The organism is Micromonospora sp. WMMD1128 (genome assembly GCF_027497235.1).
GTDB lineage: Bacteria > Actinomycetota > Actinomycetes > Mycobacteriales > Micromonosporaceae > Micromonospora.
On the sequence record NZ_CP114902.1, the window covers coordinates 3485878 to 3499297 of the forward strand.

Annotated in this window: 10 protein-coding genes; 3 read left to right on the top strand and 7 right to left on the bottom strand. The window is 72.1% G+C overall.

The features are described from left to right. Positions 1–13: 13 nt before the first annotated feature. Positions 14–1795: an N-acetylglutaminylglutamine amidotransferase gene (locus O7602_RS15935; protein ID WP_281583427.1), complete on the bottom strand. Its 1782-nt coding sequence runs from the start codon at positions 1793–1795 to the stop codon at positions 14–16. A gap of 156 nt (positions 1796–1951) precedes the next feature. Between O7602_RS15935 and glnA the strand changes: the two genes are divergently transcribed. Together glnA and O7602_RS15945 are read left to right on the top strand one after the other, a co-directional pair. Further along, positions 1952–3376, top strand: a complete 1425-nt coding sequence (gene glnA, locus O7602_RS15940; RefSeq protein WP_281583428.1) for a type I glutamate--ammonia ligase — start codon at positions 1952–1954, stop codon at positions 3374–3376. 238 nt (positions 3377–3614) lie between these two features. Next, complete coding sequence (locus O7602_RS15945; protein ID WP_281590334.1) at positions 3615–4646, top strand: glutamate--cysteine ligase; 1032 nt, start codon at positions 3615–3617, stop codon at positions 4644–4646. A 12-nt stretch (positions 4647–4658) separates the two neighbouring features. Here the strand turns inward: O7602_RS15945 and O7602_RS15950 are convergent, their stop codons facing one another. After that, positions 4659–5486 (bottom strand): PIG-L family deacetylase, encoded by an 828-nt coding sequence (locus tag O7602_RS15950; RefSeq protein ID WP_281583429.1) that lies wholly within the window; start codon positions 5484–5486, stop codon positions 4659–4661. 74 nt (positions 5487–5560) lie between these two features. Between O7602_RS15950 and O7602_RS15955 the strand changes: the two genes are divergently transcribed. Further along, positions 5561–6277 (top strand): hypothetical protein, encoded by a 717-nt coding sequence (locus tag O7602_RS15955; protein ID WP_281583430.1) that lies wholly within the window; start codon positions 5561–5563, stop codon positions 6275–6277. Between the two features lie 106 nt (positions 6278–6383). Here O7602_RS15955 and O7602_RS15960 read toward each other — a convergent pair whose 3' ends face one another. The 5 genes from O7602_RS15960 to O7602_RS15980 all read right to left on the bottom strand — a co-directional run bounded on the left by O7602_RS15960 (position 6384) and on the right by O7602_RS15980 (position 13419). Next, entirely contained in the window at positions 6384–9209 is a 2826-nt protein-coding gene (locus O7602_RS15960; protein WP_281583431.1) for a glycoside hydrolase N-terminal domain-containing protein, read from the bottom strand. 72 nt (positions 9210–9281) lie between these two features. Then, on the bottom strand, positions 9282–10670 hold the full coding sequence (locus tag O7602_RS15965; RefSeq protein ID WP_281583432.1) for a glycoside hydrolase family 43 protein: 1389 nt from the start codon (positions 10668–10670) through the stop codon (positions 9282–9284). Between the two features lie 187 nt (positions 10671–10857). Then, a complete protein-coding gene (locus O7602_RS15970) occupies positions 10858–11898 on the bottom strand; it encodes a nitroreductase (protein WP_281583433.1) in 1041 nt (346 codons plus the stop codon). Position 11899: 1 nt separating this feature from the next. Then, positions 11900–12982 (bottom strand): hypothetical protein, encoded by a 1083-nt coding sequence (locus O7602_RS15975; protein ID WP_281583434.1) that lies wholly within the window; start codon positions 12980–12982, stop codon positions 11900–11902. Then, positions 12979–13419: a DUF4188 domain-containing protein gene (locus O7602_RS15980; protein ID WP_281583435.1), complete on the bottom strand. Its 441-nt coding sequence runs from the start codon at positions 13417–13419 to the stop codon at positions 12979–12981. The genes O7602_RS15975 and O7602_RS15980 overlap by 4 nt, the downstream gene beginning before the upstream one ends. Position 13420: the final 1 nt, after the last annotated feature.

Below are 13420 nucleotides of genomic sequence, written 5' to 3' on the forward strand. Positions count from 1 at the left end.
CTCCTCCCACCGATCAGACGCCGTGGGTCTGCAACCACAGCTCCAGCAGGCCCAGCTGCCACAGTTTGTTGCTGCCGGCGGCGGCCTGCGCCCGGTCCGGCTCGGCGAGCAGCTCGTCGACGTACGCCCGGCGGAACAGGCCGCGCCGCCGTGCCTCGGGCGCGCCGAGGGCCTCGACCACCAACTCTCGCACGGGACCGTCGACGTTGCGCAGCGCCGGCACCGGGAAGTAACCCTTGGGCCGGTCGATGACCTCGGCCGGCAGCACCTCGCGGGCCACCTCCTTGAGCACCCCCTTGCCGCCCTGGGCCAGCTTGTGCTCCGGTGGGCAGGCGGCGGCGAGCGTCACCAGGTCCTGGTCGAGGAAGGGCGTCCGCACCTCCAGCCCCCAGGCCATGCTCATGCTGTCGACCCGCTTGACCGGGTCGTCGGGGAGCATCAGGTGGGTGTCCAAGCGCAGCACCGCGTCCACCGCGGTCTGCGCGCCGGGCGCAGCCAGCTCCGCGGCGACCAGCTCGCCGCTGACGTCGGCGTCGCAGGCGTACGCCGGGTCGACCACCCGGTTCAGCCCGGCGTGGTCGCGGTCGAAGAACGCGGCGGTGAACTCGGCGGCGGCGTCCGGCCGGGCCGCCTCGGCGAGTCGGTGGTGGTAGCCGTAGCCGGCGAAGACCTCGTCGGCGCCCTGGCCGGACTGGGCCACCTTCACGTGCCGGGCCACCTGCTCGGAGAGCAGGTGGAACGCCACCACGTCGTGGCTGCCCATCGGTTCGGTCATCGCCGTCACGGTGGCCCGGACGGCGGGGCCGAGGTCGCCGTCGGCGAGGCGGATGCGGTGGTGGTCGGTGTCGAAGGCGCGGGCGACCAGGTCGGAGTAGTGGAACTCGTCGCCGGCCTCGTCGCCGCGGCTGTCGAAGCCGATGCTGAACGTCTGGAGGTGGTGCTGCCCGGCGCCGTCGAGCAACGCCACGATCATGCTGGAGTCGAGGCCGCCGGAGAGCAGCACCCCGACCGGCACGTCGGCGACCAGCCGCCGCCGTACCGCGGTGCGCAGCGCGCCCCCGATCGCGGCCCGCCAGTCGCGGGCGTCCATCCCGTCGTGGGCCGGGTCGCGCCGGTAGTCGGGCCGCCAGTAGACGTGCTCGCGGGCGCGGCCGTCGGCCTCCACCACCCGGACGGTGGCCGGGGGCAGCTTGCGTACGCCGCGCAGGATGGTGCGCGGGGCCGGCACGATCGAGTGCCAGGACAGGTAGTGGTGCAGCGCGACCGGGTCGATGCCGGTGTCCACGTCGCCGGCGGCCAGCAGCGCCGGCAGGGTGGAGGCGAACCGCAGCCGGCCGGGTGACTCGGCGAGGTAGAGCGGCTTGACGCCGAGCCGGTCGCGGGCCAGCACGAGCCGGCGTCGCCGTCGGTCCACGAGCGCGACGGCGAACATGCCGACCAGGTGGTCGACGAACCGTTCACCCCACTGGGCGTACGCGACCAGGACGACCTCGGTGTCACTCGTCGATCGGAACGTGTGCCCGGCCGCCCGCAGCTCGTCGCGCAGCTCCGGATAGTTGTAGACGCAACCGTTGAAGACCAGGGCGAGGCCGAGGTCGTCGCGGACCATGGGCTGGGCACCGGTCTCGGACAGGTCGATGACGGTCAGCCGGCGGTGCCCGAGCATCACCCAGTCGTCGCTCCACCGGCCCTCGCCGTCCGGGCCGCGCGAGCGCATGGCCGTGGTCATCCGGGCCACCGCGCCGCTGTCGGGGGTGGCCCCGTCGAAGCGGGCCTCACCGCTGATCCCGCACATGTCGGCGACTACCCGGCATGTGACCAAGGAAACCCTTGATGGGCGGTTGGCGAGCCGGGACGGGTACGCCGTCGTACGGTGATCGTACGGGCCATGTCCCCGGGCGGTCCGGCCACGGGACGTGGCCATGATCAACAACGCCTGCCAGGAGGACGTGTGTTCGCCAATCCCGAGGAACTCCTGCGATACCTCAGCAACGAGGACGTGAAGTTCGTCGACGTACGTTTCTGTGACCTGCCCGGCGTGATGCAGCACTTCAACCTGCCGGTCGAGTCCTTCGACGACAGCGTCTTCACCGACGGCCTCGCGTTCGACGGCTCGTCGATCCGCGGCTTCCAGTCGATCCACGAGTCGGACATGCTCCTGCTGCCCGACGTGACGACCGCGTTCGTGGACCCGTTCCGGGCGCAGAAGACCGTCGCGCTGAACTTCTTCGTCCACGACCCGTTCACCCGCGAGGCGTACTCGCGCGACCCCCGCAACGTGGCGAAGAAGGCCGAGGCGTACCTCGCCGCCAGCGGCATCGCGGACACCGCCTACTTCGGGGCGGAGGCGGAGTTCTACATCTTCGACTCGATCCGCCACGAGACGTCGGCGCACCAGTCGTTCTACTACATCGACTCGATCGAGGGCGCCTGGAACACCGGCCGGGTCGAGGACGGTGGCAACCGGGGCTACAAGACCGGCTACAAGGGCGGCTACTTCCCGGTCCCGCCGGTGGACCACTACGCCGACCTGCGCGACAGCATGGTCCGCCGTCTGGTGGACGCCGGTTTCACGGTCGAGCGCTCGCACCACGAGGTGGGCACCGGCGGCCAATCCGAGATCAACTACAGGTTCTCCACGCTGCTGCACGCCGCCGACGAGCTCCAGCTCTTCAAATATCTGATCAAGAACGAGGCGTGGGCGAACGGCAAGACGGCCACGTTCATGCCGAAGCCGCTGTTCGGTGACAACGGCTCCGGCATGCACACCCACCAGAGCCTTTGGCGGGGCGGTCAGCCGCTGTTCTACGACGAGACCGGCTACGCCGGCCTGTCCGACACCGCCCGCTGGTACATCGGCGGCCTGCTGCACCACGCGCCCTCGCTGCTGGCCTTCACCAACCCCACGATCAACTCCTACCGCCGGCTCGTCCCCGGGTACGAGGCGCCGGTCAACCTGGTCTACTCCCAGCGCAACCGCTCCGCCTGCACCCGCATCCCGGTCACCGGCAGCAACCCCAAGGCCAAGCGCGTCGAGTTCCGCGTCCCGGACCCGTCGGCCAACGTCTACCTCGCCTTCTCCGCGATGATGATGGCCGGCCTCGACGGCATCAAGAGCAAGATCGAGCCCCCGGCCCCGATCGACAAGGACCTCTACGACCTGCCCCCGGAGGAGTGGGGCGACGTCAAGCAGGTCCCCGGTTCCCTCCCGCACGCGCTGGAGGCGCTCGCCCGGGACCACGACTACCTGCTCGACGGCGGCGTGTTCACCGACGACCTGATCTCCACCTGGATCGACTGGAAGACCGCCAACGAGGTCGACCCGGTACGCCTGCGCCCGACCCCGCACGAGTTCGCCATGTACTACGACTGCTGACGTCGTACCCCGCTCGTCACCGCCCCCGCGTGCCGACCGTGCGCGGGGGCGGTGGTCGGTGGAAACGGCATCCGGGGGGCCGCCGGCCTCGTACCGTCGAGACATGACGCAGCCTCACCACGACGGACCTCGGACGTCGGTGCGGCCGCGACCCGCGGGCGACCCGGCGGCCACCGCCGCCCTCACCCTCGGGGTCGAGGAGGAGTTCCTGCTCCTGGACCCGACGACCGGCGAGAGCATGCCGGTCGCCGACCGGGTCCGCGAGGCGCTCTCCGGGACCGCCCGCGAGCAGAGCCGGCAGGAGTTCCGGCACAGCATGGTGGAAATGGTGACGCCGGTCAGCCCCGACCTGGCGGCGCTGCGCGAGCACCTCGTCGCGTTGCGCCGTGCCGCCGCCCGCGCGGCCGACGCCGTCGGGGCGCGCCTGGTGGCGGTCGGCGCCACCCCGGTCCGCGAGGCGCACCGCACCGTGCCCGACGAACCGCGCTACCACGACATGTCCCGCCGGTTCGGCCCGGTGGCGCACGACCCGGCGGTCTGCGGCTGCCACGTCCACGTCGGCGTGCCCGACCGGGAGCTCGCCGTGCAGGTCTGCAACCACCTGCGCCCGTGGCTGCCGGTGGTGCAGGCGCTCACCACGAACTCGCCGCTGCACGACAGGCGCGACACCGGGCACGCGAGCTGGCGTTCGATGCAGTTGGAACGCTGGCCGAGCATCGGCCCCACGCCGCACTTCGACTCCGCCGCCGACTACGACGCCACCGTGCGGGACCTGATCGCCACCGGGATCATGCTCGACGCCGCGATGGTCTACTGGTATGCCCGGCCGTCGGCGTCCTACCCCACCGTGGAGGTGCGGGTCGGCGACGTCTGCCCCACCGTCGACGACACCGTGCTCGTCGCCGGGCTGGTCCGGGCCCTGGTCGCCACCGCGGTCGACGAGGTGCGCGCCGGGCGCCCCGCCCCCCGGATCCGCGACTGCCTGGTCGCCGCCGCGCACTGGCGGGCCGCCCACGACGGCGTCGACGGCGACCTCGTGGACCTGCGCACCGGCCGGCCCCGACCGGCCTGGGACCTCGTCGACGACCTGCTGGCCGCCCTCGTGCCCGCGTTACGGCGGCACGGGGACCTGGACCTGGTCCGGCGCGAGGCGGACCGGCTGCGCCGCGACGGCACCGGGGCCACCCGGCAACGGCGGATCATGGCCGGCACCGGCGGGGACGTGCGTGCCGTGCTGGACCACCTGGCCGCCCAGACCGTCGCGGGTTGACCGGCCGTGACCTCAGCGCAGCCCGGCGAACAGGTCGTCCTCGGGCGTCGGCGCGCCCGTGGTGTCGTGGACCCGGACGAACGTCTCCAACCCCATCAGCTCGGTGAACCGCTCCTGCCCCAGCCGCAGGAAGAAGATGTTCTCCGCCTGGCTGGCGTGCGCGGCGAGGGAGGCGAACTTCTGCCCGCCGTGACCACGGGTGTCCACCCAGGTGGTGATCTCCTCGTCGGGCAGGCCCAGCGCCGGCATCTCGTCGGTCGCGTCCGGCTCGGGGAACTCCACCCCGATCTCCTGCATGACCTTGCCGAACTCCTGGAACGCGCTGCGTGGCACCGTGGTCCAGTAGACCTTCGCCGGGATGCCGGTGCGCTCCACCGCGGCCATCGTGATGCGGTGCGCCTGAATGTGGTCCGGGTGGCCGTAGAAGCCGTTCTCATCGTAGGTGACGACCACGTCGGGGCGGTAACGCCGGATCAGCTCGGCCAACCGGTCGGCCGCCTCCGTCACCGGCGTGTTCCAGAACGCGCCGGGAGCGTCGTTCGTCGCCCAGCCCATCATCCCGGAGTCGGCGTAGTCGAGGGTCTCCAGATGGGTCACCTTCAACGCCTCGCAACTGGCCGCCAGCTCCGCCCGGCGCATCTCCACCACGGACTGCGGGTCGTGCCCGTCCTCGCCCGGCTTGACGCCGCCGGGACCGTCGCCGCACCGGCCGTCGGTGCACGTCACGAGCACGGTCGTGACGCCCTCCGCCGCATAGCGGGCGAGGACGCCGCCGGTGCTCGTCGCTTCGTCGTCGGGGTGCGCGTGCACCGCCATCAGGGTCAGGGATCGCTCAGCCACCCCGTCACCATACGAGCACCCGCCGACGCACTAGCATTGCCCGGTCCGCAGACGCCCGACGGAAGCGAGGCACGATGGGTTGGCTCCGGCGGTTGCTGGGTGGCGAAGGCGGAGTCGACCTGGACCCGGGGCGCCAGCAGGCGCTCCTGCGGGACGTCCAGCGTTCCTACGGCGCGCACGCCCGGATCCGGTTCCCCGAGCAGGTCGACGCGATCAGCCACCTGCTCTCCGACGACGACGGCCTGGTGGTGGCCGCCGGGATCGTCTGCGAGGCCGCCGACGAGGCCCACGCCGACCTCCAGTCCCAGGCCCAGGAGGTGTTCCGGCGCACCGGCCGACGGCTGCTGGTGCACCGCCGCAACTACCGGCCCCTGTGGAAGGAGGCCGGCCCGGCGCTGCGCTGGCCGCTCGGCGCGCTGCCCAGCGGGCTGCACCCGTACGCGCAGGTGACCGCCGCCGTCTCGGTGATCGGTGACCGGGCGAAACGCCTCGACCGGGTGACCGATCCGCAGCCGTTCGTGGCACGCCTGTTCGAGGTGCTCGACCTCACCACCGCCGGCTGGGAGTTCGGCCGGGTGCGGGTGGACACCGACGGCGCCACCCTGGTGGAGCGGTTGACCGTGACCGCCGCGCAGGTGCTCGCGGCCATGGACGACCCGCCCCGGCTGCCGCCGGCGGTGCGCGAGTTGATGCGCCGCAACCACCGCATCGACGTCTACGACCCGGCCGGTCCCCGGGTGGTCGGCCGGATCAACCTGGGCGCGCGGCTGCGCGAGACGCTCCTGGCCTGACCGGCGTCCACCCAGGAACCGGTCGCGGCGTGGTCCCGCCGGTCACGGCGCGCGGAAGGGATCGGGTGGGACGCACCCCACCAGGCCGGGGCGCGTCCCACCCTGCTCAGGTGGTGGTGCAGGTGAGGTTCGTCGGCGGGTTGTTGGTGCCGTTCACCGAACCGATGAAGCCGAAGGTGGTGGAGGCGCCGGCCGCCAGCGCGCCGTTGTAGTCGGCGTTGCGCACCGTCACGTTCGCGCCGTTCTGGGTGTGCGTGCCGCTCCAGATCTGGTTGATGACCTGCCCGTTGGGGAACGTCCAGGACACCGTCCAGCCGCGGATCGCGGTCGCGCCGGCGGTCACCGTGACCTCGCCCTGGAAGCCGCCCGACCACGAGCCCGTCACCGCGTACGTCGCCCGTGCGCCGGACGGCGCGGGCGAGCTGGTGGTCGGCGTCGGGGTCGGCGAGGTGCTGGTCGGTGTCGTGGTGGGGGTGGGTGAGGCGGTCAGGGTCGGCGACGGAGTCACACCGGGACGGGCCGCCCGGTAGGTGTGACCGGCGCGGACGCTGAACTGGACCACGTCCGTCTCCGGTCGGGTGGTGGCCGGCGTGCTGCCGTCGCTGGCGTCGGCGATGGTGAAGCCGCCGGTGAACAGCCGGGACCGCACCCGCAGCGTGCCGTCCCGGTCGGCGCGGATGCCGATCTCGTCGACCTGGCCGTTGCTCCAGGAGATTGCGACGGTGTAGCCGCCGCGCCCCCGCAGGCCCGCGACCTGCCCGGTGGACCACGCGCTCGGCAGCGCCGGCAACACGTTCAGCTCGCCGGTGTGGCTGTGCAGCAGCATCTCGGCGATGCCGGAGGTGGCGCCGAAGTTGCCGTCGATCTGGAACGGCGGGTGCAGGTCGAACATGTTCGGCGCGAGTCGGTCGGTGCGTACCAGGTCACGGAAGAGCTTGTGGGCACGGGCGCCGTCCTCCAGCCGGGCCCAAAAGTTGATCTTCCACGCGAGGGACCAGCCGGTGCCGTCGTCGCCGCGCAGCTCCAGGGTCTTACGGGCGGCCTCGTGGAGCGCCGGCGTGCCCCGCTTGGTGATCTGGTTGCTGGGGTGCAGGCCGTACAGGTGGGAGACGTGCCGGTGGGTCCGTTCGGTCTCCACCCAGTCGGCGAGCCACTCCTGCACATTGCCGCGGGAGCCGACCTTGCTCGGGGGCAGCCGGTCCCGGGCGGTGCGCACCTGGGAGCGGAAGGTGGTGTCGACGCCGAGCACCTCGCTGGCCCGGGCGGCGGCGTCGAACAGGTCGCGCAGGATCTGGTTGTCCATGGTGGGCCCCGCGCAGACGCTGGCGTTCGAGTGGTGCGGCAGCTCCGGCGAGTTCGACGGGTTCGTCACCAGGTAGTTGAGCGTCGGGTGGACGACCAGGGTGTCGAGGAAGAACTGGGCGGCGCCCTTCAGGGCCGGGTAGTTGGTCTGGAGGAAGCCGAGGTCGCCGGTGAACTGGTAATGATCCCAGATGAGCGTGCTCAGCCAGGCGCCACCGGTCTGCCACATGCCCCACAGCGCCCCGTCGACCACCGAGGCGCCCCGCCACGCGTCGGTGTTGTGGTGGGCGACCCAGCCGCCGGCGCCGTACTGCGCCTGGGCCACCCGCGCGCCGGTCACCGTCAGATCCTTGACCAGGTCGAAGACCGGCAGGAAGCACTCGGAGAGGTTCGTCGTGTCGGCCGGCCAGTAATTCATCGGCAGGTTGGCGTTGATCGTGTACTTCGAGTCCCAGGACGGGGTCAGCGAGTCGTTCCAGATGCCCTGGAGGTTCGCCGGCTGGGTGCCCGGCCGCGAGGAGGAGATCAACAGGTAGCGCCCGAACTGGAACAGCAGCGCGGCGAACTGCGGGTCGTTGGCGTTCGCGTGCTGCGCGATCCGGACGTCGGTGGGCTGGTCGGCCGCGGCCGTCCGGCCCAGGTCGAGGCTCACCCGGTTGAACAGCGCCTGGTAGTCGGCGACGTGGCGGCTGCGCAGCTGGTCGATCGCGACGCTCTTGGCGGCGTTGAGCCGGTTGCGGGCGATGCCCTGGTAGTCCCCGTTCACGGTGCGGTAGTTGACGTAGCTGGAGCCGATCGAGATCAGGATGGTCACGCTCGTCGCCCCGGACACCCGCAGCGTGCCGCCGGAGCTGCTGACCGTGCCGCCGGTCGCGGCGGCGTTGGCTAGGGCCAGGAACCGCACCGAGCCGGTGACTCCCTCCTGGCTGGCGGAGATGCCGTCGAGCCCGATGGTGGACGCGTCCGGGCTCGACGCGGTGGTCCGTTGTGGGCTGTCGAAGGTGGCGGAGAACGTGATCGAGTTGGCCCGGTCGGCGGTCAGCCGGACCACGATCACCTGGTCGGGGGCGCTGGCGAACACCTCCCGCTGGTGGCGTACCCCGTTGAGCACGTAGGTGGTGGTGACCGTGGCGGTGGTCAGGTCGAGGGTCCGGTTGTACTGGCTCGCCCCGCTGGCGGAGCCGAAGGCGAGCCGGAGGTTGCCCACCGTCTGGTAGGCGAGCTGGCCACCCGGGTTGCCCATCATGGTCTGGTTGATCAGGTCCTGCGCCGACGTCCACTGGTCGGCGAAGACCCGCCGCCGGATCTCGGCGAGGTTGGCCGCGCCCCGGGTGTTCGCCGAGTCGTACGGGCCGCCGGCCCAGACGGTGTCCTCGTTGAGCTGGAGCCGTTCGGTGTCGACGTTGCCGAACACCATCGCGCCGAGCCGTCCGTTGCCGATCGGCAGCGCGCGGAGCCAGTCGGTGCCGGCTCCTTCGTCGTACCACAGCGCCAGGTCGTTCGCGGCCAGCACCTGCGGTGGCGCGGCCGATCCGGCGCGGGCGGTCGCGGTCCAGGCGGCCGGCACCAGGGCGGCGCCGGCCCCGGCCGCGCCGGCCTTGAGGATGTTCCTTCGGGTCATGTCGGACATGATGCTCTCCAAGCCGGGCGAATCAGAGGCGGGCGCAGGTCAGGGGCGGCGTCTTCGACATCGGCTGACTCCTCACGGCGTGATGCGGAAGGTGGCGTCCTGCCTGTCGCTCAGGCTCGAACCGGAGCTGAGCGGGTCGATCCGCAGGAGATAGTTGGCGTGCCGCAGGTAGCGGTCCGGGAAGTTGTGGGAGCGGAACGACGTCCACGCGCCGTCCGCGAGGCCCGCCGTCCGGTGGAAGGTGGCGTCGGCGCGGAAGGTCGACGTCCCGTCGTTCGTGTCGAGGCGGAGCGCGTAGCTGTAGTGCCGCAGGAACATGCCCGGCCGGTTCACCGCCTCGAACGAGACCCCGGCGGAGTCGGCCAGTCCGGCCACCATCCGCCACATCTGGTCCTGGTAGGGATCGAACGGGTACGGGTCGATGCGGCCGACGTAGTCGCGGTGCCGGACGACGTAGTCCGGGAGGTTCGACGACTTGAGCCGTACCCAGTTCGGGGTGCCCCACCGGGAGACCAGGCCGTTGTACTCGGCGTCGCTGATCCCGACGACGGAGCCGTGCTTGGCGTTCAGCGGCGGGGTGTAGTCACGCTGGTTGAGCGGGGTCCACGAGTTGCCGCCGATGGCCGGGGTGGACCACATGTAGTAGTCGTTGTTGACCGGGCTGTACGAGTCGCCCCACAGCCGCCAGCCGCTGCCGTCGTTGTTCCGCACCAGCAGCGGCGCCTCGATCCCGTTGCCCTGCCGCAGCCCGCTGGTGTAGGTGGTGAAGCTGTTCGGCGCGCCGGTCGAGGAGCGGGCGCCGTGGAGCAGGCCGGTGGACAGGTTCTTGTAGTAGAGGTAGGTGGTGCCGCCGTCGACGACGATGTCGCCGTCGAGCACGCCGAAGCCGGGGCTGAAGAACACCTGCTGCGGGCCGACGCTGACGAAGTCACTGGTGTAGTTGACCATCAGCACGTCGCCGCCGCTGTTGCAGGAGTAGACGATGCCGTACTGGCCGCGGTTGGCGTCCCAGAACGCAGTCGGCGCCCAGGTGTGCGAGTCGGGCAGCGTGTGCATGCGGATCCGGCGGTAACCGGTGAGGTTCGTCAGGTTCGTCGAGTCCCACACGTGCAGGTACTGGCTGTGCTGGCCGAAGTCGGTGCCCTTGAGGTCGGTGGCCAGGACAACGAACGTGCCGTCCCGCTTGCGGAGCACGAACGGGTCCCGCAGGCCGAGCTGCCCCTGGGTCGGGGTGACCACCGGGTTGTTCTGGTTCAGCGGCGTCCAGTTGAGGCCGTCCCGGCTCACCGCCAGGTGCAGGCCGTAGTCCGCGCCCTGACCGTTGGGCGTCTCGGTGAAGTACGCCATCGCGTACGCGGTGTTCGCCGCCCAGGCGACGCCGGGCAGACCGGCCACCGACGCGGCGGTGAGCGCGCCGGACGCGGCGGCGGCCTTGATGAGTGCTCTTCGACTGATGGGCACGTTGCGGAACCCTTCTGTTAGCGTTAACAGGCGCTGCCCATGCACCCGCGCACCACATGCCGTGACGCCTGCCGGCACCCGGGCTCCCGTTCGCCTGCCGCATTCGCCTATATGGACTCTCATGGATGGATCTGGCCACGTCAAGATGTGACGATCAGGTTTCGCGAAAGTTCCTGGCGAGCACCCGTCAGCCGTGGAGCGTGCGTTCCCGACATCGAGAGTCCGGAATGTTATCGCTAAACTTCGAACCGGGCCGCCCGCCGACCCGGTCGACCCGGCGGGCCGAGCGGGCCGCCGCGGCCACCGGCCGGCCCACCCGGGTCACGTGCACGATCCGCTCCGGCGCCACGTCCAGCAGCGCGCCCAGCGCGTCGCGGGTGGCGGCCACGTCGACGAGTTGGCTCAGCGGATGCGCCGCCAGGCCGGCCGCGTGCAGCGTCAGCCAGACCCGCATCAGCACCCGTCCGAACTCCACCTGCCCGGCCGCGTCCAGGTCGGGCGGCGCGACAAGCGCCAGCACCGTGCCGCCGCGCGCGAGCGGGTCGTCGCCGGCGGCCAGCAGGCGCGGCAACCCGAACGGACGCAGCACCGAATACGCGGCGAGCGCCGTCCGCAACCCGGCGGCGGCCGGCCGGGACAGCCCCAGGCAGCGGTCGCTGAGCCCGTCGGCCCGGTAGTCCGGTCGGGCCCGGTCCAGCCGCAGCCAACGGCGCAACTCGGCCACGACCGCCGGGTCCGCGTACACCTGCCGGTCGGCGGCGCGCAGCAACGCGCCGAGACGCCCGGCCGCCGCCGGCACCACCCGGACCGCGCCGCCGGCCCACCGGGCGGCGTCGTCGGCGGCGGCGAGCACGGCGGCGTCCGGGCCGTCGGCGAACCGGCCCCGGTGGGTACGCCGCGCGCACACGTCAGCGGTGCGGAACGGCGTCCGGTACGGCTGCCGCGCCGGACGCAGCCGGCCCACCCGATGCGCGGACTCGTCGTGGTCGGCCACGAAGTCCAGCCGCAGGCCGGCGTCGGCGGCAACGATCAGGCAGGTCTCCACGAACGCGCCGAGCGACAGCCGCAGATCCCGACCGGTCGGGTCGCCGGCCGGCAGCGCGTCGGTCGGATCCCAGCCGACCGTGATCGCCCAGCGTTCGTAGCGCAGCCGCCACGGTTGGGTGTTGTGCGCGCTCGGGGCCCGCCAGCACAGCGGCTCCAACGCGCGGAACGCGGCGAGGTCCATGTCAGCGCTCCCGGGCGTAGAAGGTGTAGCCATGCAGCGGCCGGCCGCCGAGCCGCCGGTACTGGGCCGCCGAGGCCGGGTTGTCCCGCTCGACGTACGTGCTGCGCAGCGTCGTGTAGCCGCCGTCGTGCAGGTTGCGGTGCAGGTGTGTGGAGAGCAGTCGCTGGTAGCCGCGCCCCTGGCACTCCGGCACCACGCCCTTGACGATCAGCACCGCCTCCCGGCGGTAGCGCCGGCGGGTGGCAAGCAGCCGAAGCTGGTTGACCGGGCTCAGGTCGCCGCGCACCCGGACCAGAAAATCGCTGAGGTCCGGCACGCAGAGCACGAACGCCACCGGCCGCCCGTCCCGGGTCAGGTAGAGCAGCAGGGACTCGTCCAGCAGGTACGCCAGCCCGTCGGTCTGCCGGCGCAACTGGGCCGCCGAGATCGGCGTGTAGTAGCCGAGCTGGGCGAAGGAGTCGTTGAGCATCCCGCGCAGCAGGTCGAGCTGCTCGTCGAGCCGTCGCACGTTCCCCCGGTGCAGCTCCAGCCGCGTGCCGTCCGGCTGGGCGCCGAGCGCGGGCGCCGGCTCGTCGGGCGCGGGGACCGGGCAGATCCAGGTGTCGGAGACGAACCGGCGGGTGAAGCCGTGCGCCTCGTAGGCGGCCGGGTAGCGCGGCGGATTCCAGGCGCTGTCCACGAAGCCCCGATCGTCGAACCCGGAGGTGATCACGCCGCCGGCCTGGTTGGGCAGCAGCGCCACCGGCCCGAACAGCAGGTCGCGGTCGGCGGCGGCGTGCGCGTCGATCGCGTCGAACAGCGGCCCGGCGGCCGGCGCGGTGAACTCGGTGAGCCCGAAGAGCTGGCAGCGGCGGCCCAGCTTGGCGTCGAGGTCCGCGTCGGTGTGCAGCGTGGTCCGCCCGACCACCGCGCCGGCGGCGTCGCGCAGCACGAACAGCGGCACGCCGTCGCGCCACCAGCGGCGGATCTGCTGCCGGGGCGTCGGCACGTACCGGCGCTCCCCCGCGTACAGCCGGTCGGTGAGCGCGAGGAACTCCCGCAGGCCGCGCCGGTCGGTGACCCGCTCGAACCGGTGGCCGCTCACCGGCGTACCGCCGGCCCGGTCGTCTCCGCGCCCAGCGGGGTGAACTCCTCGATGTGGCCCATCGCGCCGTCCTCGGCCCGCCACGCACCGTTGGAGTAGCCGTCCGGGTCGGCGGTGTAGAGCCGGATGAACCCGGCGGTGGCGTTGCGGTTGCCGTCGGTCAGCCACGCCATCAGCTTGCGGTGGTGCCGGGTCCGCGCGAAGCGCAGCATCGCGTCCCGGTCGGCGAAGAACGCGATCGTGCCCAACGTCAGCGGGAACTGCCAGTAGACGGTGTGCCAGCGGTAGCCGGACATCCGGCGCATGTCCCGGACCATCCGGAACCAGTCCGGGGCCAGCCGCAGCAGCACCAGCGGGCTGGCGTACCGGGTGCCGCCGATGAACATCGCGCCAGCGCGGGCCTGCGCCGGGGCGCGGGAGAAGTCTCGGGTACGCATG

Coding starts and splice junctions, on each gene's coding strand:
- O7602_RS15935 (WP_281583427.1), bottom strand. CDS start 1,795: ATGTGCGGGATCAGCGGTGAGGCCCGCTTCGACGGGGCCACCCCCGAC.
- O7602_RS15945 (WP_281590334.1), top strand. CDS start 3,615: ATGCCGGTCGCCGACCGGGTCCGCGAGGCGCTCTCCGGGACCGCCCGC.
- O7602_RS15955 (WP_281583430.1), top strand. CDS start 5,561: ATGGGTTGGCTCCGGCGGTTGCTGGGTGGCGAAGGCGGAGTCGACCTG.
- O7602_RS15960 (WP_281583431.1), bottom strand. CDS start 9,209: ATGTCCGACATGACCCGAAGGAACATCCTCAAGGCCGGCGCGGCCGGG.
- O7602_RS15970 (WP_281583433.1), bottom strand. CDS start 11,898: ATGGACCTCGCCGCGTTCCGCGCGTTGGAGCCGCTGTGCTGGCGGGCC.
- O7602_RS15980 (WP_281583435.1), bottom strand. CDS start 13,419: ATGCGTACCCGAGACTTCTCCCGCGCCCCGGCGCAGGCCCGCGCTGGC.